We start from the raw sequence: 22556 nt of genomic DNA, 5'->3' as shown, positions 1-22556 counted from the left end.
CCGTGACAGCCCCCGATGAGCGTCGCCGCGTACGCCGTCATCGCGACCGCCGTCCTGCTGGCGTCCTGTCTGCAGGCCTCCATCGGCTTCGGCATGGGGATGCTCGCGGCGCCGGTGGTGGCCATCGTCGACCCCGGCCTGATCCCCGGCACGTTGATCATGCTGGCGACGCTGGTCACCCTGATGGTGGTGATCCGCGAACGCACGGCGATCGACGTGTCCGGCACCGGGTGGGCGCTGCTCGGCCGGGTGCCGGGCACGGTCGCGGGGGCGCTCCTGCTGGCCGCCATTCCCGAACGGGCGCTGGCGATCCTGATCGCCGCCGTCGTCCTGGGCGGCGTGCTGATCACCAGCCTCGGCTGGGTGCCGGAGGTGCGCCGCCGCAACCTCGTCCTGGCCGGGGCGACGTCGGGCGTCCTCGGTACCGCCACGGCGATCGGCGGCCCGCCGATGGCGCTGGTGTGGCAGCGCAGCACCGGTCCGGAGCTGCGCGGCACGATGAGCAGCTTCTTCCTCATCGGATCGCTGCTGTCGCTGGGGATGCTCTGGCTGACCGGATCGGTGGACGGGCACACGTTCTCGACGTTCGCGATGCTGCTGCCCGTCTGCGTGGCCGGTTACGTCCTGTCGCGGTGGGCCAATCGGCTCCTCGATCAGCGCAGGCAGCGGTGGACCGCGATCACCGTGTCGGCGCTGGGCGCCGCGGTGCTCGTCGTGCAGCAGGTCTGGGCCACGTGACGCACCGTCGGCCCCGGCTTCGCACGAGGGTGGCGTGATGGCCGCGCCCGACCCCCTGCCGCGGGCCGTGCCGGCACCGGCCTCGCGTTCGGGCGTCAAGTCGGCCGTGCGCACCGTCGAACTGCTGGAGTTCCTGGCCGCCCGGCAGGACCGGCCCACCCGGATCCGCGAGATCAGCGAGGCGCTCGACATGCCGCGCAGCAGTGCGCACGCGCTGCTGCGCACCCTCATGGCCGAGGGGTGGGTGCGCGCCGACGACTCGGGGACGCTGTACGGCATCGGCATCCGGGCGCTGCTGGTGGGCACGAGCTATCTCGACAGCGATCCGTACCTGCCGATGATCACGCCGTTCCTCGACGAACTGCGCCACGACCACGACGAGACGTTCCACCTGGGGCGGCTCGACGGCACCGACGTGGTGTACCTGGCCACCCGGGAGTCGCGCCAGTACCAGCGCACCACCAACCGCGTGGGCCGTCGACTGCCCGCGCACGCCACCGCGCTCGGGAAGGCGCTGCTCGCCGATCGATTCGGCGACGAGCGGGACCGGCACCTGCCCGAGGTGCTCGAGGCCGTCACGCCGAGGACGCTCACCGATCGCGCCGCACTCGACGACGCACTCGGCACCGCGATGGTGCGGGGCTACGCCACCGACGACGAGGAGAACACCGCCGGCGTCCGGTGTTTCGCGGTCGCGCTGCGGTACACCCGGCCCGCCCAGGACGCGATCAGCGCCTCGGTACCGCTCGCGCGACTCGCGCCCGCCCGGGAGCGGGAGATCGTCGACGCGCTGTGTGCGGTGGGCGACAAGGTGACCCGCGTCCTGCGGCCGGTGGCCAACGGCGACAAGTGGTTCCGGTGATGACACCGTCCGTTGCGGCGATGCGCCGTCGGCATCAATCCATGCCAGATCAGTGTTGGACGTGCATTGATCCCGATCGTAGGGTGGCGCCATGAGCAGCTCGAACCCCCGCACTCCCGTCGTCACCGAGATGCGGGTCGTCCCGGTCGCGGGACACGACGACATGCTGCTGAACCTCAGTGGCGCGCACGGCCCCTTCTTCACGCGGAACCTGGTGATCCTCACCGACTCCGAGGGCCGCACCGGCGTCGGCGAGGTCCCCGGCGGCGGCGCGATCCAGCGCACGCTCGAGGACGCCCGCACCATCGTCGAGGGCCGCAGCGTCGGCGCCCACCACGCCGTGCTCGCCGACATGCGCACCGCGTTCGCCGACCGTGACGCCGGCGGCCGCGGCGCCCAGACCTTCGACCTGCGCGTCGCCGTGCACGCCGTCACCGCGGTCGAATCGGCACTGCTCGACCTGCTCGGCCAGCATCTCGAGGTGCCCGTCGCGGCACTGCTCGGCGAGGGCCAGCAGCGCTCGCGCGTGCAGGCGCTCGGCTACCTGTTCTTCGTCGGCGACCGGACCAGGACCGACCTCGCCTACCGGTCGGCCGCCGACGAAGCCGCCGACGCCGACGACTGGATGCGGGTGCGCCACGACGAGGCGCTGACGCCCGAGGCGGTGGTCCGCCTCGCCGAGGCCGCCCGCGACCGCTACGGCTTCCGCGACTTCAAGCTCAAGGGCGGCGTGCTGCCCGCCGCCGACGAGGCCAAGGCCGTCATCGCCCTCGCCGACCGCTTCCCCGACGCCCGGATCACCCTGGACCCCAACGGGGGATGGCTGCTCGCCGACGCGATCACGACGTGCCGCGAACTCGCCGACGTGCTCGCCTACGCCGAGGACCCGGTCGGCCCCGAGGCGGGCTTCTCCGGCCGCGAGGTGATGGCCGAGTTCAAGCGCGCGACCGGCCTCCGGACCGCCACCAACATGATCGCCACCGACTGGCGCGAGATGGGTCACGCGATCCGGTCCGGCGCCGTCGACATCCCGCTGGCCGATCCGCACTTCTGGACCATGGCCGGCTCGGTGCGGGTGGCGCAGCTGTGCGATGCATGGGGACTCACCTGGGGATCGCACTCCAACAACCACTTCGACGTGTCGCTCGCCATGTTCACCCACGTCGCGGCCGCCGCACCGGGGGACGTGACCGCCATCGACACGCACTGGATCTGGCAGGACGGCCAGCGCATCACCACGGCGCCCTACGAGATCGTCGACGGCTACCTCGACGTCCCCGACGCGCCCGGCCTCGGCGTCGAACTCGACGAGGACGCCGTCGCGGCCGCCCACCAGCTGTACCTGGCCGAGGGGCTCGGCGCGCGGGACGACGCCGCCGCCATGCAGTACCTCGTCCCCGGCTGGACGTTCGACTCCAAGCGGCCCGCGCTGCAGCGGAACTGACCGTGAAGATCCTGGTCGCCGATACCAACCTGGTGCCCCACCGCGGCCGTCTCGAGGCCGCGCTGCCCGCCGGGTGCACCACGGTGTGGCGACCGGGCGCCGAGCCCGCGACCCTGCCGGCCGACCTCCGCGACGCCGAGGTCTACGTCGGCGGTCGCTTCACCGCCGACATGGCCGCCGTGGCGGAGAAACTGCGGCTCGTCCACGTCGCCGGCGCGGGCACCGACCGGGTCGACTTCGCGGCGCTCCCCGACGGCGTCGAGGTGGCCAACACCTTCCACCACGAGCGATCGATCGCCGAGTACGTGCTCGCCGCGGCGACCATGCTGCGTCGCGACTTCCTCGCCCAGGATCGGGCACTGCGCCGCGGGGTGTGGGCGACCCCGGTCTACGACGACGCCATCCCCCAACCGATCACCCTGCGCGACAGCCGGATCGGGTTCGTCGGGTTCGGGCACATCGGCCAGTGCGCGTGGGAACTGTTCCGCGCGGTCGGTTCGTCGGGCGCCGCGGTCACCGGATCCGGACGGCTGGATCCCGCGGCCCACGGCCTGGACTGGGCGGGCGACGTCTCGAGGCTCGACGCACTGCTCGCCGAGAGCGACGTGGTGGTGGTGTCGGCCCCGCTCACCCCGGCGACCACCGGCATGATCGGCGGCGCGCAACTGCGGGCGCTCGGTGCCGACGGAGTCCTGATCAACGTGGGACGGGGCGCACTCGTCGACGAACGAGCGCTCTACGACGCACTGGTCGACGGCACCGTCAAGGCCGCCGCGATCGACGTCTGGTACCGCTATCCGACCGGCCCGGGCGCGACCACGCCACCCGCCAACCTGCCGTTCACCGAACTCGCGAACGTGCTGGCGACGCCGCACTCGTCGGGCATCACCACCGACACGTTCCGGGGCCGCGTCGACGACATCGCCGCCAACGTCGGACGGCTGACGCGCGGCGAGCCGCTGCGCAACCTGGTGACGCGCTGACCCCCGAGCCGCGACGCCACTAGAGTTCACCGGCGATGGCCCACTACGGATACTGCGTGATCGGCGCGGGCATCGTCGGCCTGGCCACCGCCCACCGCCTGCTCTGCGACGAACCCGACGCGACGGTCGTCGTCCTCGAGGCCGAGGACGAGGTCGCCCGGCACCAGACCGGCCACAACAGCGGCGTCATCCACTCGGGCATCTACTACGAGCCCGGCAGTCTCAAGGCAACCCTCTGCAAGGCGGGGGAGCGGGCCACCAAGGACTTCTGCGCCACCAACGACATCCCGTTCGACGAGTGCGGCAAGCTGATCGTCGCGACCGAGCCCGCGGAGGTCGCCCGGATGGACGCGCTGGCCGAGCGCGCCGTGGTCAACGGCATCGAGCACCAGCGGGTGACCGCCGCCGAACTCGCCGACCTCGAACCCAGAATCACCGGTCTCGCAGCGCTGCACCTGCCCCGGACCGGCATCGTCGACTACCGCCTCGTCTGCCGCCGCCTCGCCGAACTGGTGATCGCGGCGGGTGGCGTGATCCGCACCGGCCAGCGCGTCGTCGCGATCTCCGAGGGCTCCGCACGGGTGACGGTGACCACCTCGACCGACCAACTCGCGTGCGACCGGCTGGTGGCGTGCGCGGGCCTGCAAGCGGACCGCATCGCCGCGATGGCGGGCGTCACCTCCGACGTCCGCATCGTGCCGTTCCGCGGCGAGTACCACCAGTTGCCCGACGAGCGCGCCGGCTTCGTCCGGCGGCTCATCTATCCGGTTCCCGATCCCACGCTGCCGTTCCTGGGCGTGCACCTCAGCCCGACCATCGACGGACGCATCACCGTCGGGCCGAACGCGGTGCTCGGCCTGTCGCGCGAGGGCTACCCCAAGCTGTCGGTGGACCTGCGTGACGTCGCCGACATGGCCGGCTTCCCCGGCACCTGGCGAGTGGCCCGAGCGAACGTCGCGCTCGGGTTGCGGGAGATCCGCAACTCCGCGTTCAAGGGCAGCTACCTACGGGAATGTCGCAGGTACGCCCCGGAGCTGACCAAGGCGGACCTCCTCCCTCATCCCGCGGGGATCCGGGCGCAGGCGGTTCGGCGTAACGGCACGCTCGTCCACGACTTCGTGGTCGAGCGCACCGACCGGATGGTGCACGTGCTCAACTCCCCGTCGCCCGCCGCCACCGCCGCACTCCCGATCGCACGCCACGTCGCCACGTTGGTGACGACGTGACGCTGAACACCCTCAGCTGATCTGAGCGTGCGTCGCCGAACTTCGCTGGTTACTGTCGAAGTCAATGAATCCGCAGGTCGGACGCGCCAAATGCGGGATTCGCCGAATTCGCTATCGCTCGCAAATGGCAATAATGGCAATCGGTGTCACCATTCGGTCCCCCGAAATGCTTACGGAATCGTCTCGGGACTGTGTTGACACAGACTCATCAGCTATCGTCTGACGGGTGCGGCGAAACTTAATTTGACGTGCTGGTCACGCATTGTCGCGTGATTCGCAGGCAAGCTAGCAAATGGTTATACGTAGGTTATGGAAAATTCACACGCTTCATACCTTCGGTTCGATCCGTACGATCAGCAGTGATATCCCCCGTGAAGACCCACCAGACATTCCCCTAATTCCGGTGTGGTCGGCGTTACAGCAGCAGGAGGCCCGGCCGATGACCCGAAACCTGGAAGCGCAGGCCGCGGCCCCGCGCGCCGCGACGGGTGCTCCCGGCCGAGTGCGCGCCCGCATCATCGGTCTCGACGGCGTCCGTGGGCTGCTCTGTCTGTCGATCGCCATCACCCACGTCACCGGGCACTACTCGCCGAACACCGCCGAGACGTGGATGACCAGCCTGCTCGGCTTCTCCTTGGTCTACTTCTTCGTCCTGAGCGGCTTCCTGCTGTTCCTGCCCTACGTGCGCAACCTCGCCGACGAGCGTTCGGTCGCCAAGATGCCGAACACCGGCGACTACGCGGTGCACCGCATCGCGCGCATCATGCCGGTCTACATCGTCATCTTCCTGATCGTGAACTTCCTGCTGCGGGTGTCCTACGTGGAGAACCCGGCGCTGCAGCCGCTGGGCACCGACGACGGCACCGGCATGATCACCGACCCCGGCCAGCTGCTCGCCAATCTCACGCTGACCCAGTCCTACTTCCCGCAGTACATCCAGACCGGCATCAATCCGGCGTGGTCGCTGACGCTCGAGTACGCGTTCTACGCGTCGCTGCCGCTGCTCGGCTGGGCCCTGTTCGCACTGCGCAAGCGGATCTCGATGAACCCGCTGGTGCTGGCGGCACTGGCACCCGCGCTGCTCCTCGTCATCGGATTGGCGGGCCGAACGTTCATCCCGCTGGTGTTCGCCCAGGCCGGGACCACCGACTTCATGCTGCTGAACTGGGGCCCCAACTGGGCCGCCGTGTTCACCAAGAGCTTCCTCACCAACGCCGACAACTTCGCCCTCGGCATGTTCGCGGCAGTCGTGTTCGTCGCGATCGAACGCGGCGCGCTGCGCGAGGGGATCAGCCGCCGGGTGCGCGTGCTGTCCGCCGCGGGCATCGTGCCGATGCTGGCCGTCTCCGCGGTCCTGCTGGTGGTCGCGAACCAGTTCACCACCGCGGGCGTCGGCGTCGTCGCGGCGCTGATGATCCTCGCGATCGTCGCCCCGCTGGCCCGCGGGGAGAAGACCCGGCTCGCGGTCTGGCTCGACGCACGACCGATGCGCTACGTCGGCGAGATCTCGCTGTCGGCCTACCTCTGGCACTTCCCGCTGATCCTGCTGCTGGGCCGCCTCGGCCTCATGGCCGGCGACACCACGTGGGGCATGTGGCGCAACGTCGTGCTCCTGCTGGTCGCGACCATCGCGGTCGCCTCGATCACCTACTACGGCGTCGAGAAGCCGGTGATGAAGTGGGCGAAGAAGTTCCGCAAGAAGAAGGTCGCGGTGCCCCACGATCCCGAGCTGGCCACCGCGGGCAGCCTGCCGAAGACGAGCTAGACGGGCGCGGGCGTCCCGCGACCGGCGGCTACCAGTTCTGGTAGCCACCCTCCGGGCCGAGCATGCGCTCCAGGCGGGTGCGGTTGATCCGCGCCAGCTCGTTGCGGACCACCTTGCGCTCGGTCTCGACGTCGTTGTGCATGCGGTCGGACACCGTGCGCAGCACGTCGCTCGCGCAGGCCCCGTCGACGAACATGACGAACCCGAAGCCGAAACGGGTGGCGTAGTCGCGGGCACCGTCCGACAGCGCCGACATCACCGACTCGTCGTCGTCCCAGACCGAGCACTGCTCGGCCTGGCTGCGCGGGCTGCGAGGCCGTCGCCCCACGTGCGGGCAGGCGTCGAGGATCTGGTCGACGGCGGATTCCGCCATCGAGAACAGCAGCGCGTCGGCGTGGCGGAACAGCGCCAGGTGGCTGTCGTAGGGACGGCCCGCGGCGAGGCTGCGCGCCATCGGCATGCTGTTGCAGCATTCGTACAGGGCGTGCACGGCCTTGCGCTCGGGCCACGCATTGAACGCGTCGAGGCCGATCCCCTGATGCATGAACACGACTACATGATCGAAGGTGGATGGGGCGTACGCGTTACCCCGTGTTACGCGGGTGCTAAATCACCCGACTGGATGCGCCGAGCCGGAAGCCGGTGTCGTGATCGCGGCCGGAGAACGACGTGACTCTCCGGTTCGGCGTGGCGGACGGCGGTCAGTGACCGGTGGTCTTGAACCGCTCGATCGACGCGGTGACCTCGGCCTCGGCCTCGGCACGGCCGACCCAGTCGGCGGCCTTGACGTACTTGCCCGGCTCGAGGTCCTTGTAGTGGACGAAGAAGTGCTTGATGGCGTCGAGTTCGAACTGGTCGACGTCGCCGACGTCCTGGACGTGGTCCCAGCGCGGATCGCCGGCGGGCACACACAGCACCTTGTCGTCACCGCCGGCCTCGTCGGTCATCCGGAACATCGCGACCGGGCGCGCGTCGAGCGCGGCGCCGGGGAACAGCGACTCCGGCAGCAGCACCAGCGCGTCCAGCGGGTCGCCGTCCTCGCCGAGGGTGTTCTCGATGAAGCCGTAGTCGGCGGGGTAGCCGAACGCCGTGTACAGGTAGCGGTCCAGCTTGACCTTGCCGGTCTCGTGGTCGACCTCGTACTTGTTGCGCGAACCCTTGGGGATCTCGATGACGACCTCGAACTCCACGGTCGCGGCTCCTTCGTCTCTCACAGGTGAATGCATCGGCGCGGACGTCGCCTGACGTCGCGGGGTCAACCATAGACGAGCGATACCCTGTCAATTCAGGGCGCTGCTCCGCGGAATCCGACCGCGACCCACCGCGGGCGCCCACGAAACCAGGAGTGTCATGCGGCCCACCCGGTGGCGTCGGTCCACCCACGTCCTGCTCGGCGTGGCGGTGCTGCTCGTGGTGGCCGCGGTCGTCGCGGTGGGTGCGGTCTTCGCCGCGGGCGGCCGGTCCACCGAGGCGCAGTCCGTGCGGCCGCAACCGGAACCCGCCGTCGTCGAACCCGCGCTGTTCCCGCTCGGCGACGCCGCGCCCAAGCCGTCCGCCGCGAAGCTGAAGGCCACGCTTGCCCCGTTCGTCGCCGACCCGAACCTCGGCCGGCTGACGGGTCGCATCACCGACGCGATCACCGGCGAGGAACTGTGGGCCCAGGCGCCCGGGCTGCCGATGCAGCCGGCGTCGACCAACAAGGTGGTGACGACCGCCGCTGCACTGCTCGCGCTCGATCGGGACGCGACGCTCGAGACCACCGTGCTGACCGACCCCGACGTCCCGGGGCTGGTGGTGCTCAGGGGCGGCGGGGATCCGACGCTGTCGGCGGCGGGCCCGAAGACGCCGACCTGGTACCGCGGTGCCGCCCGCATCAGCGATCTCGCCGACCAGGTGCGCAAGGCCGGTGTGCGGGCCACCGTCGTCAAGGTCGACCTCAGTGCCTACAGCGGACCCACGCTGGCACCGGGCTGGGATCCGCTCGACATCCAGTACGGCGACATCGCGCCGATGGAGTCCGTGATGCTCGACGGCGGCCGTACCCAGCCGGTCAGCTACGACTCGGTCCGCTCGTTCACCCCCGGCCTGGACGCCGGCCGCGCGCTGGCCGTCGCACTCCGGGTCGATCCGGCCACCGTCGCACCGGTCCGGACGCCGCTGCGCGACGGCGTGCGGGTCGCCTCGGTCGAGTCGCCACCCCTGATGGAACGGTTGCGCGACATGATGAACGCCTCCGACAACGTGATGGCCGAGAGCATCGGCAGGGAGGTCGCGATGGCCCGCGACAAGCCCGTCAGCTTCGACGGCGCCGCGCGCGCCGTGCTCGACGAGGTGGGCGCCGCGGGCGTCGACACCCGGGGTGCCGTGCTGCGCGACGCGAGCGGCCTGTCGGTCGACGACCGTCTGACCGCCGAGACGCTCGACGAGGTGGTCACCGCCGCCGCCGGTCCCGACGAGCCGAGACTGCGCCCACTGGTCGACCTGTTCCCGATCGCGGGCGGCAGCGGCACGCTGTCCAACCGCTACCTCGACACCGACGCCGCGGGCCTGCTGCGCGCCAAGACCGGCTCGCTCACCGGCACCAACGCGCTGGCGGGCATCGTGACCGACGCCGGCGGCCGGGTGCTCGCCTTCACCTTCATCTCCAACGCGGCCGGGCCCACCGGACGCACCTCGCTCGACGCCCTGGCCACGGCGCTCAGCTCGTGCGGGTGCAGCTCGTGAGCGGGTCGACGCCGACCGTCGGGCGCACCGTCGACTGGGACTTCGCGGCGACCGTCGGACGCAAGCTGGTCCGGCCGGTGCCACCCACCACCGAGTACACCCGCCGCCAGGCGATCGACGAACTCGCCGAGTCGGCGCGGCGTGCCGAGCAGCCCGTCCGCGAGGTGACGGGGCTCAACGAGGGCGCCGCCGTCACCGAGGCCAGGATCATCGACCGCGGCGAATGGGTCGGTGCCGCAACGCAGTCCATGCGGATCATGACCGGTGGCGACGAGGGGGCGGCGAGCGGCTTCCTGACCCGCCGCGTCACCGGCGCGCAGACCGGGGCGGTGCTCGCGTTCGTCTCGTCGGGGATCCTGGGGCAGTACGACCCGTTCGCCGCCAATGGTGGCGAACTGCTGCTGGTCTATCCGAACGTCATTGCGGTCGAGCGCAACCTGCGCGTGAACCCGTCCGACTTCCGGCTGTGGGTGTGCCTGCACGAGGTCACCCACCGAGTGCAGATCCGCGCCAATCCGTGGCTCGCCGACCACATGTCGGGCGCGCTGGCCGTCCTCACCGACGATGCGGGACAGGACGTCGGCGCCGTCGCGGGACGGCTGAGCGAGTTCGTCAGGGAGCGGCGCGCGGGCGGCGATGCGGCACAACCGAACTCGGAGGGAATCATCGGGATCATGCGGGCCATCCAGTCGGAGCCGCAGCGCGCGGCCCTCGACCGGCTGCTCGTCCTGGGCACCCTCCTCGAAGGCCACGCCGACCACGTGATGGACGCCGTCGGACCGGCCGTGGTGCCGTCCGTCGCGACCATCCGGCGCCGGTTCAACGACCGTCGCCAGCGCAAACAGCCACCCCTGCAACGGGTTCTGCGCGCCCTGCTCGGCTTCGACGCCAAGATGAGCCAGTACACCCGGGGCAAGGCCTTCGTCGACGAGGTGGTGTCCACGGTGGGGATGGACCGCTTCAACACCGTCTGGACGAACGCCGACACCCTGCCGCTGCCCGGCGAAGTCGACGAACCGCGGAAATGGATCGACAGGGTTCTCTGACCGCGCTGCGACGGGCGGTCCTCGACTTCGAACGTGCACACGGCATCGGCCCCGACCCCTGGTGCGTCGCACTCTCCGGTGGCGCCGACTCGCTCGCGCTGACCGCCGTCGCGGCGCGGCTGCGCCCGACCACCGCGCTCATCGTCGACCACGGTCTGCAGCCGGGCTCGGCCGCGGTGGCCGCCGACGCCAGGGACCGCGCCCTCGGGTTCGGCTGCGTCGACGCCCGCGTGATCGCCGTGACCGTCGGATCGGCGGGCGGCCCGGAGGCCGCGGCCCGGACCGCCCGGTACGCCGCGCTGGACGAGGCCCGCGGCGACGCCGTGGTGCTGCTGGCGCACACGCTCGACGACCAGGCCGAGACCGTCCTGCTCGGTCTGGGTCGCGGGTCCGGCCCGAGATCGCTGGCCGGCATGCTGCCGTACCGCCCGCCGTGGGGCAGGCCTCTTCTGGGGGTGCGTCGCGCCGCGACGCGCGCGGCGTGTGCCGAGCTGGGGGTGTCACCGTGGCAGGACCCGCACAACTCGGACCCGCGCTTTACCCGCGCCCGTCTGCGCGCCGAGGTGCTGCCACTGCTGGAGGACGTGCTGGGCGGTGGCGTCGCCGAGGCGCTGGTCCGTACCGCCGCCGCCCTGCGCGAGGACACCGACACCCTCGACGAGCAGGCCGGCCTACAGCTGGCCGACATCGCCGAGCACGGGACGCTCGAGACGGCCCGGCTGACCGGGCTGCCCGCGTCGATCCGGCGCCGCGTCATCCGCGGCTGGCTGCTCGACGGCGGCGCGACCGGCCTGACCGACAAGCAGATCCGTGGCATCGACGTCCTGATCACCGACTGGCGCGGACAGGGCGGGGTGGCCGTCGGATCCCGGCTGCGGGGCCGCCGCCTGTTCGCCGCGCGCCGCGCCGGCCGGCTCGTGCTGCACGACGAACCGGTGTGACGCCACGCGAGATCCGGCGTCGGTGTGGTCGCGGCGATCCGGACGTGGCACGCTGAACCCGTGCCAGCCCATAGTGCCGACGAGCAGTATCCGGGTGACATCCAATCGGTCCTGCTGTCCGAGGAGGACATCCGGATCCGGACCGGGGAACTCGCCCAGGAGATCGCCGAGTCCTACCGCGAGACGATCGGCCCCGACGGGCAGGACCTCCTGCTGGTCACCGTGCTCAAGGGTGCGGTCATGTTCGTCACCGACCTGTCGCGCGCCATCCCGATGCCCACCCAGCTCGAGTTCATGGCGGTCAGCTCCTACGGTTCGGCGACGTCGTCGTCCGGTGTGGTGCGCATCCTCAAGGACCTCGACCGCGACATCAACGACCGCGACGTGCTGATCGTCGAGGACATCATCGACTCGGGGCTCACGCTGTCCTGGCTGCTGCGCAACCTCGCGACCCGGCACCCCCGGTCGCTCAAGGTCTGCACGCTGCTGCGCAAGCCGGACGCCGTGCGCACCGAACTCGACGTCGACTACGTGGGCTTCGACATCCCCAACGAGTTCGTCGTCGGCTACGGCCTCGACTACGCGGAGCGCTACCGCGATCTGCCCTTCATCGGCACCCTCGACCCGAAGGTGTACGAGAACCCCTGATCGTCAGGAGCGTGACGTGACCTCAGCCCCAGTCGCCGAGACCGGTTCGGCCGCCGCGGACCACACCCACACCGCGTTGCGGATCTGTCCGTTCTGCGAGGCCACCTGCGGCCTGGTGCTGACGATCGACGCCGGCACGGTCACCGCCGCCCGCGGTGACCGCGACGACGTGTTCAGCGCGGGCTTCGTCTGCCCCAAGGGCGCGAGCTTCGGCGAACTGGACGGCGACCCGGACCGGCTCACCGCACCGCTCGTCCGCCGCGACGGCAAACTCGTCGAGGCCACCTGGGACGAGGCCTTCCAGGCCGTCGCCGACGGATTGGGCGCCGTGCTGCGCGACCACGGCGGACCGTCGGTCGCGGTGTACGTCGGCAACCCCAACGCCCACACGATCGCGGGCGGCCTCTACGTCCCGCTGGTCATCAAGGGCCTCGGCACCCGCATGACGTTCTCGGCGAGCACCCTCGACCAGATGCCCAAGCACGTGTCGCTGGGCATGATGTTCGGCAACCCGCTGGCCTTCACCGTGCCCGACGTCGACCGCACCGACCACCTCGTCGTCATCGGCGCGAACCCGCTGGTGTCCAACGGGAGCCTGGCCACCGTCGCGGACTTCCCCGGCAAGCTCAAGGCGCTGCGCAAGCGCGGCGGCCGGTTGGTGGTCATCGACCCGGCGCGGACGCGCACCGCCGACCTCGCCGACCATCACATCGCCCCGCGGCCCGGAACCGACGCCGCCCTGCTGCTCGCGGTCGTCCACACACTGTTCGACGAGGACCTCGTGACGCTCGGCGCGCTCGCCGACCACGTGGTGGGCGTCGACGAGGTGCGCGCGCTGGCCGAGGACTTCTCGCCCGAGGCCGTCACCGACTACTGCGGCGTGCCCGCCGACGAGATCCGCACCCTGGCACGCGAACTCGCGGCCGCGACGTCGGGCGTCGTGTACGGCCGGATGGGCACCTCCACCGTCGAGTTCGGCACCGTGGGCAGCTGGCTCGTCGACGTCGTCAACGTCCTCACCGGCAACCTCGACAGCCCCGGCGGCGCCATGTTCCCCCAGTCCCCGGTCTCGGCCGCGCCGCGACCGCCCAAGCCGGGCAGGGGCTTTCGCACCGGCCGCTGGCAGAGCCGGGTGTCCGGTCACCCCGAGGTGCTCTCGGAACTGCCCGCGACCGCGCTGGCCGAGGAGATCGAGACGCCCGGCGAGGGCCAGGCCCGGGCCGTCGTCACGATCGCGGGAAACCCGGTGCTCTCCGCACCCGACGGCGACCGGCTCAGCCGGGCGCTCGAGGGGGTCGACTTCATGCTCAGCATCGACCCCTACCTCAACGAGACCACCCGCCACGCCGACGTCGTGCTGCCGCCTCCGCCGCCGTCGCAGAGCGCGCACTTCGACGTGGCGCTGAGCAGCACGCCGGTCCGCAACAACGCGCGCTACTCGCCGCCCGCGGTCGACCTGCCGCCCGGCCGGCCCGACGAACCCGAGATCCTGTCGCGCATCGCGCTGATCCTGTACGGCCTCGGACCGTTCGCCGACCCCGCACTCGTCGACGAGCAGGTGATCGCGGCGACGCTGGCCAAGGAGACCGCCGACCCGGATTCACCCGTCGCCGGCCGCGACCCGGCCGAGCTGGTGGAGCTGCTCGCACCCGGCCGTGGCTACGAGCGCCGGCTCGACATGATGCTGCGGGTGGGACCGTACGGCGACTGGTTCGGCGCCCGCCCGGACGGCCTGACGCTGCAGCGGCTCAAGGACACCCCGCACGGCATCGACTTCGGCGCGCTGCGGCCGCGACTCACCGAGGTGCTCCGCACTCCGTCGGGCAAGGTCGAACTGGCACCGCCGTCGATCGTCGAGGACGTCGCCCGGCTGCGCTCGGCCCTGACCCGCGGCGCCGACGACTTCGTGCTGATCGGCCGCCGGCACCTGCGCTCCAACAACAGCTGGATGCACAACCTGCCCGCCCTGTCCGGCGGCACCAACCGGTGCACCCTGCAGATCCACCCCGACGACGCGGCCGACCTCGGCGTCACCGACCGCGCCCGCATCAAGGGGCCCGGCGGCGAACTCGAGGCGCCGGTCGAACTGACCGATGCGCTGCGCCGCGGCGTGGTGTCGCTGCCGCACGGCTGGGGCCACGACCGCGACGGTGTGCGGCAGACCGTCGCCGCCGGTCATCCGGGCGTCAACGTCAACCAGCTCAACGACGGCACGTCGATCGACCCGCTGTCGGGCACCGCGGTGCTCAACGGCATCCCGGTGCAGATCTCCCCGGCCTAGTTCCCTGGCAATTCCACCCGCGAGCAGACGTAAAGTTCCCTGTTTCGGCCGAAAAGAGGGAACTTTGCGTCTGCTCGCGGGGAGAAGTTAGGCGAGTTCCCAGATGACGGTGACCGAGAAGCCGACGGTCTGCTGACCCGGCTCGAGCGGGGGAGCCGACGCGGCCTCCATCGCGCCGTAGCGCGGCATCGGCATGGGCGGCGGCGTGTCGGCGCCGGCCTCGGTGATCGAGATGACGTTGCCCAGGTTCAGACCGGACAGGTCGGCGTACTGCCGGGCGCGGTCCTTGGCGTCGTCGAACGCGCGGGCGCGGGCGTCCTTCACCAGCTGCGAGTCGTCCTCGATGGAGAACTCGACCGAGTTGATCCGGGTGGCGTTGCCGCCGGCGGTCTGGACTGCGGCGATCGTCGGCGACGCCGACTCGACCTTGCGGACTTTGACCGCGATCGCGTTGCTCGCCTGGTAGGCGGTGATGACCGAGTTGTCCGCGTACTGCGGGTTCAGCGTGACCTGCGTGGTGCTGACGTCCTTGCGGTCGATGCCCTGGGCGACCACGGCGTCGATCACCGCGGTCATGCGCTCATTGGTCTGGTTCAGCGCGGTGGTGGCATCCGACGCCGTCGACTCGATCGCGGCGTTCACGGTGACCGTGTCCGGGGTGCCCTGCACCTTGCCGGACCCGACCACGGTGACCTGCCGCGCGGCGGGCCCGTCGGGCCCCGCGACCGGCCCGGACGGTGCCGAGTCACATCCCGCCAGCGCGGCGACGACGACCCCCGCCACCGCGACGACGAGGACTCCGGCCGGCTTGTTCGCCCACGCTCGCATTGACATGGGAGGCACCCTACAGAGACGGCCCGTCGCGTCGGGGCGTCCTCGAGCACCCCGCCGGCGACCAGCCCGACGGCTCGGGAACAATCGTTCGTTGGTCTAGCGGTAACCTGGAACACTCACCTGTGCGTATCGGAAGGACCTGGCCTACCTGCTCGTGACCGAGCCTCTCGCTGGCCGATGAAACGATGAATCGAAAGAACGTCATCCGCACCCTCACCGCGATAGCGGTGGTGCTGCTCCTGGGTTGGTCATTCTTCTACTTCAGTGACGACACCCGCGGTTACAAGCCCGTCGACACGTCGGTGGCGATCGCCCAGATCAACGGCGACAACGTCAACAGCGCGCAGATCGACGACCGCGAGCAGCAGGTCCGCCTCGACCTCAAGAACGGCAACGGGGACACCGAGGACAGCAACCAGATCATCACCAAGTACCCCACCGGGTACGGCGTCGACCTGTTCAACTCGCTCAACGCCAAGAACGCCAAGGTCAACACGGTGGTCAACCAGGGCAGCGTGTTCGGCTCGCTGCTGATCTACCTGCTGCCCCTGCTGCTGCTCGTCGGCCTGTTCGTGATGTTCTCCCGCATGCAGTCCGGCGGCCGGATGGGCTTCGGCTTCGGCAAGTCGAAGGCCAAGCAGCTCAACAAGGACCTGCCCAAGACCACGTTCGCCGACGTCGCAGGCGTCGACGAGGCGGTCGAGGAGCTGTACGAGATCAAGGACTTCCTGCAGAACCCGGTCCGCTACCAGGCGCTCGGCGCCAAGATCCCGAAGGGCGTGCTGCTGTACGGCCCTCCCGGTACCGGTAAGACGCTGCTGGCCCGCGCGGTCGCCGGTGAGGCGGAGGTGCCGTTCTTCACCATCTCCGGCTCGGACTTCGTCGAGATGTTCGTCGGCGTCGGCGCCTCCCGCGTGCGCGACATGTTCGAGCAGGCCAAGCAGAACAGCCCCTGCATCATCTTCGTCGACGAGATCGACGCCGTCGGCCGCCAGCGTGGCGCCGGTCTCGGCGGCGGTCACGACGAGCGCGAGCAGACCCTCAACCAGCTGCTGGTCGAGATGGACGGGTTCGGCGACCGCCAGGGCGTCATCCTGATCGCCGCCACCAACCGCCCCGACATCCTCGATCCCGCCCTGCTGCGGCCCGGCCGCTTCGACCGCCAGATACCGGTGTCGGCACCCGACATCGCCGGCCGTCGTGCCGTGCTGCGTGTGCACTCGGCGGGCAAGCCGATCGCGCCCGACGCCGACCTCGACGGCCTGGCCAAGCGCACCGTCGGCATGTCCGGCGCCGACCTGGCCAACGTCATCAACGAGGCGGCGCTGCTCACCGCCCGCGAGAACGGCACCGTCATCACCGGCGCCGCACTCGAGGAGGCCGTCGACCGCGTCGTCGGTGGTCCCCGCCGCAAGGGCCGCATCATCAGCGAGCACGAGAAGAAGATCACCGCCTACCACGAAGGCGGCCACACCCTCGCGGCCTGGGCGATGCCCGACATCGAGCCCATCTACAAGGTGACGATCCTGGCCCGCGGCCGCACCGGCGGTCACGCCGTCGCCGTGCCCGAGGACGACAAGAGCCTGATGACGCGCTCGGAGATGATCGCGCGCCTGGTCTTCGCGATGGGCGGCCGCGCCGCCGAGGAACTCGTCTTCCGCGAGCCCACCACCGGCGCCGTGTCCGACATCGAGCAGGCCACGAAGATCGCCCGCGCGATGGTCACCGAGTACGGCATGAGTTCGAAGCTCGGCGCGGTGCGCTACGGCACCGAGCACGGTGACCCGTTCCTCGGTCGCTCGATGGGCAACCAGGCGGACTACAGCCACGAGGTCGCACAGATCATCGACGACGAGGTGCGCAAGCTCATCGAGGCTGCCCACACCGAGGCGTGGGAGATCCTGACCGAGTACCGCGACGTCCTCGACGTGCTCGCCGGCGAGCTGCTGGAGAAGGAGACGCTGCACCGCGTCGAACTCGAGGCCATCTTCGGCGACGTGGCGAAGCGTCCCCGTCTGACGATGTTCGACGACTTCGGTGGCCGCGTGCCGTCGGACAAGCCGCCGATCAAGACGCCCGGCGAACTGGCCATCGAGCGCGGCGAGGAGTGGCCCCGGCCGGTACCCGAGCCCGCGTTCAAGCTGGCGATCGCCGAGGCTAGCCGCGCCGCCGAGGCACGGGCCCGGCAGAACGGCAGCAACGGGCACGGCCCGGGGCAGAACGGCAACGGCAACGGGTCCCATGCGAACGGGGCACCGGTCAACGGCGCACCCAACGGCGCGGTGGCACCGGACTACGGCGCCCCCGCCGGCTGGCACGCCCCCGGCTGGCCGCCCCGCCCGGACCAGCAGCCGCCGTACCCGCAGCAGCAGGGCGGCTACCCGCCGCCGCAGCAGGGCTACTGGTATCCGCCGCCGCCCCCGCCGCACCAGCAGTCGGGCTGGCCGCAGCACCCGGGTGCGCCCATGCCGTACCCGCCGCAGCAGTACCCGCAGCCCGGGCCGCAGGGCGGGGCTCCGTCGCCCGCACCGCACGACGAGCAGGAGCGCGGCGACCGCGCCGAGGACCGACCCACCCCGCCGCCTCCCGGCTGACCAGGAAAGAGCACCGTATGACGCAGGCGGAAGTCGACCCTGTCGTGCGCAGTCCGATCGCCGAGTTCGATCAGGAGCGCGCCGAGGCGGCGGTGCGGGAACTGCTCATCGCGGTGGGCGAGGATCCCGACCGCCACGGTCTGATCGACACCCCGGCGCGCGTGGCGCGGGCGTACAAGGAGATCTTCGCCGGGCTGTACACCGATCCGGACACCGTGCTCAACACCACCTTCGACGAGCAACACGACGAACTGGTGCTGGTCAAGGAGATCCCGATGTACTCCACCTGCGAGCATCACCTGGTGTCGTTCCACGGGGTCGCGCACGTCGGCTACATCCCCGGCATCGACGGCCGGGTGACCGGACTGTCGAAAATCGCCCGCCTGGTCGACCTGTACGCCAAGCGGCCGCAGGTGCAGGAGCGGCTCACCGCGCAGATCGCCGACGGTCTGATGCGCAAGCTCAATCCGCGCGGCGCCATCGTGGTCATCGAGGCCGAACACCTCTGCATGGCGATGCGCGGCGTCCGCAAGCCGGGTGCCACCACCACGACGTCGGCGGTGCGCGGTCAGTTCAAGACCGACAAGGCATCTCGGTCCGAGGCGCTGGATCTGATCCTGCGGCGGTGAACGCGCCACGCCCCACCCCGAGTCCCGTCGCGTCGACCGCCCCGGTGGTGATGGGGGTCGTGAACGTCACCGACGACTCCTTCTCCGACGGTGGGCTGTTCCTCGACCGCGACCGTGCGATCGAACAGGGACTGCGACTGGTCGCCGAGGGCGCCTCGGTCGTCGACGTCGGCGGTGAGTCGACCCGACCGGGTGCCGTCCGCGTCGACGCGGCGGTGGAATTGGATCGCGTGCTCCCCGTGGTCAGGGCGCTCGCGCAGGAGGACGTCGCGGTCAGCATCGACACCATGCACGCCGACGTCGCCCGCGCCGCACTCGAGAACGGCGCACGGATCGTCAACGACGTGTCGGGCGGGCGGGCCGATCCCGCGATGGCCCCACTGCTCGCCGATGCCGGCGTCCCGTGGGTGCTCATGCACTGGCGCTCCGTGGCCGCCGACCGTCCGCACCACGTCCCCGAGTACGCCGACGTGGTGACCGACGTCCGCACCGAGCTGCTCGCGGCCGTCGACGCCGCGGTGGCCGCCGGCGTCGACCCCGCCAAGCTGATCATCGATCCCGGTCTCGGCTTCGCGAAATCGGCCGACCACAACTGGGCGCTGCTGCACGCACTGCCGGAACTGGTCGCCACCGGCGTCCCGGTGCTGGTGGGCGCGTCCCGCAAGCGCTTCCTCGGGACGCTGCTCGCCGACGACGAGGGCGAGATCCGGCCACCCGACGGCCGCGAGACGGCGACCGCGGTGATCTCGGCGCTGGCCGCACGGCACGGCGCCTGGGGGGTGCGGGTGCACGACGTCCGTGCCACCGTCGACGCACTGAAGGTGCTCCAGGCCTGGGAAGGGGACCGATGACCGATCGAATCGAGTTGCGCGGGTTGAAGGTTCGCGGCAACCACGGCGTCTTCGAGCACGAGCGCACCGACGGTCAGGACTTCGTGATCGACCTGACGGTGTGGGTGGACCTCGTGAAGGCCGCCGCCAGTGACGACCTCGCCGACACCCTCGACTACGGCGGGCTGGCGCAGCGCGCGGCCGCCATCGTCGCCGGCCCGCCGCGCAACCTGATCGAGACCGTCGCCGCCGAGATCGCCGACGACGTGATGACCGACGAACGGGTGCACGCCGCCGAGGTGGCGGTGCACAAGCCGCACGCGCCGATCCCGCTGACGTTCGACGACGTGGCCGTGGTCGCGCGCCGGTCGAGGCGAGGCGAACGCGGCGCGTGAGTCTCGTCGTGCTGTCGATCGGGTCGAATGTCGGCGACCGGGCGGCTCATCTTCGATCGGTGGTCGACGGGCTCGGCGCCGCCGTCCGCGCGGTGTCGCCGGTGTACGAGACCGACGCGTGGGGCGGGGTCGAGCAGGGTCCCTTCCTCAACGCGGTGCTGATCGCCGACGACCCGGACCTGGACTGTGCCGGATGGTTGCGGCGGGGACAGGAACTGGAACGCGCCGCCGACCGGGTGCGCGAGACGCACTGGGGTCCGCGCACGCTCGACGTCGACGTCGTGACCTGCCATGACGTGGGCGGCGAGGTGCGCTCGGACGACCCGACGCTCACCCTGCCGCACCCCCACGCCCACGAGCGGGCCTTCGTCCTGGTGCCGTGGCTCGCGGCCGACCCGGCCGCGTCGCTCACCGTGGACGGCGTGCCGACCCCGGTGGCGGACGTGCTGGCGGCCCTCGATCCGGCCGAGCGTGCCGGGGTGCGACCCACCGACCTGACGCTGAGCCGCCGATGACGCCCACCCGCAGACGCGACCTGGCCGCCGCGACGGCACTGGTCGCGGTGGTCGGCTACATCGCGGTGATGGCGCTGTACCGGTGGTTCCCGCCGCTGACGGTGTGGACGGGCCTGTCGCTGCTGGGCGTCGCCGCCGCCGAGGCGGGCTGGGGCTTCCACGTCCGCTCGAAGATCGCGGCGGGCGAGATCGGCGCGGGCCAGGGCCGGGTGCACCCGATCGCCGTCGCGCGCTCGGTCATGATCGCCAAGGCGTCGGCATGGGTGGGCGCGCTGGTCTTCGGGTGGTGGCTGGCCGTCGTCGTCTACCTGCTGCCACGACGGGACGTGCTGAGGGTCGCCGCCGAGGACACCGCCGGCGCGGTGGTCGCCGCGGCGAGCGCGCTGGCGCTGGTGATCGGGGCGCTGTGGCTGGAGCATTGCTGCAGGTCGCCCGACGAACCGCCCGACGATCCCGACGCCGTCCGCGACTAGCATCGGCCCTGCGTCGGGCCCCCGAATCGCCGCGACGGTCGACACGCGATCCGACCGGTGAACGGTACAGTCGGCGCATGACCGATCCGACCCGTGGCGTGCGCCCTCGGCGCGCCAGCCGCAGGCCGGGCGGAGCGCTCCTCACGGCGTTGCTGGTGCTGGCGATCGTGGCCAGTTCCGCACTGGTTTTCACCAATAGCGTTGAGTTGCTGAAGCTTGCGGTGATCGTCGCGCTGTGGGCGGCCGTCATCGCCGCGTTCGTGTCGTTCATCTACCGCCGACAGGCCGACGTCGACTCGGCACGGGCACGCGACCTCAAGCTCGTCTACGACCTTCAACTCGACCGGGAGATCTCCGCCCGTCGCGAGTACGAGTTGGGCATCGAGGCGCAGCTGCGCCGCGAACTCAGCTCCGAGCTACGAGCCCAGTCCGCCGACGAGGTGGCCAGTCTCCGCGCCGAACTCGCCGCGCTGCGCGCCAATCTCGAGATCATCTTCGACACCGACCTGCAGCACCGCCCGGCGATCGAGACCGAGCGCACCAGCGTGCACCGATTCCCCGACTGGGACCGACTCGAGGAGGGCAGGTCCAACCGCGAGCGGTCGTCCAGTCCCGGCCGGGTGGTCAGCAGCCGGATCGACACCGAGGATCGCGACGAGCCGGAACCCAACACCGAGGAAAGCCCGATCATCGACGTGCCGATCGAGGCGCCACCCGAGCCCGAGTGGATCTCACCGGACGCGGGCGGTGCCCATCGCCGGGCGTCCGAGGCGGCATCCGCCCGGGCGTCCGAGCCGGTCCCGCCGCGCGAACCGATCGCCCCGCCGCCGCCGCCCCCTCCCGCGGCCCGGCCCGCACCGGTACCGGAGCCGGTCCCCGCCGCCGAGGTGCGCCAGCCCTGGATCCCAGCGCCGCCACCACCCGTGTCGGCCTCCGCGCCGCCGCCGCGGACGCCGCCCCCACCGACTCCCACAGCCCCGCCGCCGCCCGTCGCACCACCGCAGCAGCCGCCCGCCGCCCGCTCGCCGTGGCAGGACCCCGAGCGCCCGGGGCGCCACACGTCGTCCGACGACGCGGTGCCGCCGGCCCCGCCGCCGACCCCGGACTGGCGGCCCGCGCCCGCCGAGGGCGAGTTCATCCCGGCCGGCGTCCCCGGCAGCAACTGGGTGTCGCCGACGGTGGAGAACGGCCACGCCGCCCCGGACCCCGCGGTCGCCGAGGCCGTGAAACCCACGCCGCCGGAGCCGGACCCCACGCCGCCGGAACCGGTGGCCTCGCCGCCACGCCCGACGGCCCCGCCCGCCATGGCGCCACCGTCGACCGAGACCCGCGCCGCACGTCACGCGGGATCCGCTGCCGAGGAAGCCGAGACCTCCCGCCGCGCCCGGCACTACGCCCCCGGCGTCGACCCCGGCAAGGGGCCGAACCCGACACTGGCCACCCCACCGGCACCCCCTCAGGACGAGGCTCGCGCGGCGCGGCACCGGCCGCCGACGGACGAGCCCGAACAACCCGACGAGCCCGAGGGCCAGCACGCGGACGGGCAACCGATCTCCGAACTGCTCGCCCGACTGCAGGCGGGTGGCACCGGAGGCGGCCGACGCAGGCGCCGCGAGGAATGAGCTAAT

Annotated in this window: 21 protein-coding genes; 18 read left to right on the top strand and 3 right to left on the bottom strand. The window is 71.3% G+C overall.

The annotated features are described in order from the left end of the window. The first annotated feature begins 15 nt into the window (after positions 1 to 15). From AC1MEY_RS19700 to AC1MEY_RS19675, 6 genes are all read left to right on the top strand, one after another. On the top strand, positions 16 to 738 hold the full coding sequence (locus AC1MEY_RS19700; protein ID WP_480227102.1) for a sulfite exporter TauE/SafE family protein: 723 nt from the start codon (positions 16 to 18) through the stop codon (positions 736 to 738). 37 nt (positions 739 to 775) lie between these two features. After that, positions 776 to 1600 (top strand): IclR family transcriptional regulator, encoded by an 825-nt coding sequence (locus AC1MEY_RS19695; RefSeq protein WP_480227101.1) that lies wholly within the window; start codon positions 776 to 778, stop codon positions 1598 to 1600. Positions 1601 to 1691: 91 nt separating this feature from the next. Further along, positions 1692 to 3044: an enolase C-terminal domain-like protein gene (locus AC1MEY_RS19690; protein WP_480227100.1), complete on the top strand. Its 1353-nt coding sequence runs from the start codon at positions 1692 to 1694 to the stop codon at positions 3042 to 3044. A 2-nt stretch (positions 3045 to 3046) separates the two neighbouring features. Further along, entirely contained in the window at positions 3047 to 4027 is a 981-nt protein-coding gene (locus AC1MEY_RS19685) for a 2-hydroxyacid dehydrogenase (RefSeq protein WP_480227099.1), read from the top strand. Between the two features lie 35 nt (positions 4028 to 4062). Then, complete coding sequence (gene lhgO / locus AC1MEY_RS19680) at positions 4063 to 5253, top strand: L-2-hydroxyglutarate oxidase (RefSeq protein ID WP_480227098.1); 1191 nt, start codon at positions 4063 to 4065, stop codon at positions 5251 to 5253. Between the two features lie 439 nt (positions 5254 to 5692). Continuing rightward, positions 5693 to 7018 carry an acyltransferase family protein gene (locus AC1MEY_RS19675; RefSeq protein WP_480227097.1) on the top strand — a complete coding sequence of 442 codons (1326 nt, stop codon included), beginning with the start codon at positions 5693 to 5695 and terminating at the stop codon, positions 7016 to 7018. A gap of 28 nt (positions 7019 to 7046) precedes the next feature. Here AC1MEY_RS19675 and AC1MEY_RS19670 read toward each other — a convergent pair whose 3' ends face one another. Together AC1MEY_RS19670 and AC1MEY_RS19665 are read right to left on the bottom strand one after the other, a co-directional pair. Beyond that, positions 7047 to 7562, bottom strand: a complete 516-nt coding sequence (locus AC1MEY_RS19670; protein WP_480231572.1) for a 2-oxo-4-hydroxy-4-carboxy-5-ureidoimidazoline decarboxylase — start codon at positions 7560 to 7562, stop codon at positions 7047 to 7049. Between the two features lie 157 nt (positions 7563 to 7719). After that, positions 7720 to 8208, bottom strand: coding sequence for an inorganic diphosphatase (locus AC1MEY_RS19665; protein WP_480227096.1), 489 nt, complete (start codon positions 8206 to 8208; stop codon positions 7720 to 7722). 160 nt (positions 8209 to 8368) lie between these two features. Here AC1MEY_RS19665 and dacB point away from each other — a divergent pair, with 160 nt between their 5' ends. The 5 genes from dacB to AC1MEY_RS19640 are packed head-to-tail and all read left to right on the top strand — an operon-like array spanning position 8369 to position 14658. Next, the gene (dacB, locus tag AC1MEY_RS19660) at positions 8369 to 9742 is read left to right on the top strand and encodes a D-alanyl-D-alanine carboxypeptidase/D-alanyl-D-alanine endopeptidase (RefSeq protein ID WP_480227095.1); all 1374 of its coding nucleotides are present in this window, start codon (positions 8369 to 8371) and stop codon (positions 9740 to 9742) included. Then, complete coding sequence (locus tag AC1MEY_RS19655; protein ID WP_480227094.1) at positions 9739 to 10788, top strand: zinc-dependent metalloprotease; 1050 nt, start codon at positions 9739 to 9741, stop codon at positions 10786 to 10788. The genes dacB and AC1MEY_RS19655 overlap by 4 nt, the downstream gene beginning before the upstream one ends. After that, positions 10767 to 11729 (top strand): tRNA lysidine(34) synthetase TilS, encoded by a 963-nt coding sequence (gene tilS, locus AC1MEY_RS19650; RefSeq protein ID WP_480227093.1) that lies wholly within the window; start codon positions 10767 to 10769, stop codon positions 11727 to 11729. The genes AC1MEY_RS19655 and tilS overlap by 22 nt, the downstream gene beginning before the upstream one ends. A 60-nt stretch (positions 11730 to 11789) precedes the next feature. Further along, positions 11790 to 12377, top strand: a complete 588-nt coding sequence (gene hpt, locus AC1MEY_RS19645; RefSeq protein WP_480227092.1) for a hypoxanthine phosphoribosyltransferase — start codon at positions 11790 to 11792, stop codon at positions 12375 to 12377. A gap of 16 nt (positions 12378 to 12393) precedes the next feature. After that, positions 12394 to 14658, top strand: a complete 2265-nt coding sequence (locus AC1MEY_RS19640; RefSeq protein ID WP_480227091.1) for a molybdopterin-dependent oxidoreductase — start codon at positions 12394 to 12396, stop codon at positions 14656 to 14658. 87 nt (positions 14659 to 14745) lie between these two features. On the opposite strand, the gene AC1MEY_RS19635 is transcribed toward AC1MEY_RS19640, so the two are convergent. After that, a complete protein-coding gene (locus tag AC1MEY_RS19635) occupies positions 14746 to 15492 on the bottom strand; it encodes an SIMPL domain-containing protein (RefSeq protein WP_480227090.1) in 747 nt (248 codons plus the stop codon). A 185-nt stretch (positions 15493 to 15677) separates the two neighbouring features. On the opposite strand from AC1MEY_RS19635, the gene ftsH reads away from it, so the two are divergent. The 7 genes from ftsH (at position 15678) to AC1MEY_RS19600 (ending at position 22550) form a co-directional block, all read left to right on the top strand. Continuing rightward, complete coding sequence (gene ftsH / locus AC1MEY_RS19630; protein ID WP_480227089.1) at positions 15678 to 18086, top strand: ATP-dependent zinc metalloprotease FtsH; 2409 nt, start codon at positions 15678 to 15680, stop codon at positions 18084 to 18086. A 17-nt stretch (positions 18087 to 18103) separates the two neighbouring features. Next, positions 18104 to 18715 carry a GTP cyclohydrolase I FolE gene (folE, locus tag AC1MEY_RS19625; protein ID WP_480227088.1) on the top strand — a complete coding sequence of 204 codons (612 nt, stop codon included), beginning with the start codon at positions 18104 to 18106 and terminating at the stop codon, positions 18713 to 18715. Positions 18716 to 18765: 50 nt separating this feature from the next. Then, complete coding sequence (folP, locus tag AC1MEY_RS19620) at positions 18766 to 19566, top strand: dihydropteroate synthase (RefSeq protein WP_480231571.1); 801 nt, start codon at positions 18766 to 18768, stop codon at positions 19564 to 19566. Further along, complete coding sequence (gene folB, locus AC1MEY_RS19615) at positions 19563 to 19940, top strand: dihydroneopterin aldolase (protein WP_480227087.1); 378 nt, start codon at positions 19563 to 19565, stop codon at positions 19938 to 19940. The genes folP and folB overlap by 4 nt, the downstream gene beginning before the upstream one ends. Further along, positions 19937 to 20455 carry a 2-amino-4-hydroxy-6-hydroxymethyldihydropteridine diphosphokinase gene (folK, locus tag AC1MEY_RS19610; protein WP_480227086.1) on the top strand — a complete coding sequence of 173 codons (519 nt, stop codon included), beginning with the start codon at positions 19937 to 19939 and terminating at the stop codon, positions 20453 to 20455. The genes folB and folK overlap by 4 nt, the downstream gene beginning before the upstream one ends. Then, the gene (locus AC1MEY_RS19605) at positions 20452 to 20928 is read left to right on the top strand and encodes a DUF3180 domain-containing protein (RefSeq protein WP_480227085.1); all 477 of its coding nucleotides are present in this window, start codon (positions 20452 to 20454) and stop codon (positions 20926 to 20928) included. The genes folK and AC1MEY_RS19605 overlap by 4 nt, the downstream gene beginning before the upstream one ends. 77 nt (positions 20929 to 21005) lie before the next feature. Beyond that, positions 21006 to 22550 carry a DUF6779 domain-containing protein gene (locus AC1MEY_RS19600; RefSeq protein ID WP_480227084.1) on the top strand — a complete coding sequence of 515 codons (1545 nt, stop codon included), beginning with the start codon at positions 21006 to 21008 and terminating at the stop codon, positions 22548 to 22550. Positions 22551 to 22556 lie beyond the last annotated feature (6 nt).

It is taken from the genome of Mycobacterium sp. PTI7 (assembly GCF_056679845.1).
This window is presented reverse-complemented; position numbering and strand designations above follow the sequence as displayed.

Bases quoted from the DNA above. Each gene is read 5' to 3' on its own strand.
- folE (WP_480227088.1), top strand. From the start codon at position 18,104: ATGACGCAGGCGGAAGTCGACCCTGTCGTGCGCAGTCCGATCGCCGAG.
- lhgO (WP_480227098.1), top strand. From the start codon at position 4,063: ATGGCCCACTACGGATACTGCGTGATCGGCGCGGGCATCGTCGGCCTG.
- AC1MEY_RS19600 (WP_480227084.1), top strand. From the start codon at position 21,006: ATGACCGATCCGACCCGTGGCGTGCGCCCTCGGCGCGCCAGCCGCAGG.
- AC1MEY_RS19635 (WP_480227090.1), bottom strand. From the start codon at position 15,492: ATGTCAATGCGAGCGTGGGCGAACAAGCCGGCCGGAGTCCTCGTCGTC.
- AC1MEY_RS19675 (WP_480227097.1), top strand. From the start codon at position 5,693: ATGACCCGAAACCTGGAAGCGCAGGCCGCGGCCCCGCGCGCCGCGACG.
- dacB (WP_480227095.1), top strand. From the start codon at position 8,369: ATGCGGCCCACCCGGTGGCGTCGGTCCACCCACGTCCTGCTCGGCGTG.
- AC1MEY_RS19690 (WP_480227100.1), top strand. From the start codon at position 1,692: ATGAGCAGCTCGAACCCCCGCACTCCCGTCGTCACCGAGATGCGGGTC.
- AC1MEY_RS19695 (WP_480227101.1), top strand. From the start codon at position 776: ATGGCCGCGCCCGACCCCCTGCCGCGGGCCGTGCCGGCACCGGCCTCG.
- ftsH (WP_480227089.1), top strand. From the start codon at position 15,678: ATGAATCGAAAGAACGTCATCCGCACCCTCACCGCGATAGCGGTGGTG.
- folP (WP_480231571.1), top strand. From the start codon at position 18,766: ATGGGGGTCGTGAACGTCACCGACGACTCCTTCTCCGACGGTGGGCTG.
- AC1MEY_RS19670 (WP_480231572.1), bottom strand. From the start codon at position 7,562: ATGCATCAGGGGATCGGCCTCGACGCGTTCAATGCGTGGCCCGAGCGC.
- tilS (WP_480227093.1), top strand. From the start codon at position 10,767: ATGGATCGACAGGGTTCTCTGACCGCGCTGCGACGGGCGGTCCTCGAC.
- AC1MEY_RS19605 (WP_480227085.1), top strand. From the start codon at position 20,452: ATGACGCCCACCCGCAGACGCGACCTGGCCGCCGCGACGGCACTGGTC.
- AC1MEY_RS19700 (WP_480227102.1), top strand. From the start codon at position 16: ATGAGCGTCGCCGCGTACGCCGTCATCGCGACCGCCGTCCTGCTGGCG.
- folB (WP_480227087.1), top strand. From the start codon at position 19,563: ATGACCGATCGAATCGAGTTGCGCGGGTTGAAGGTTCGCGGCAACCAC.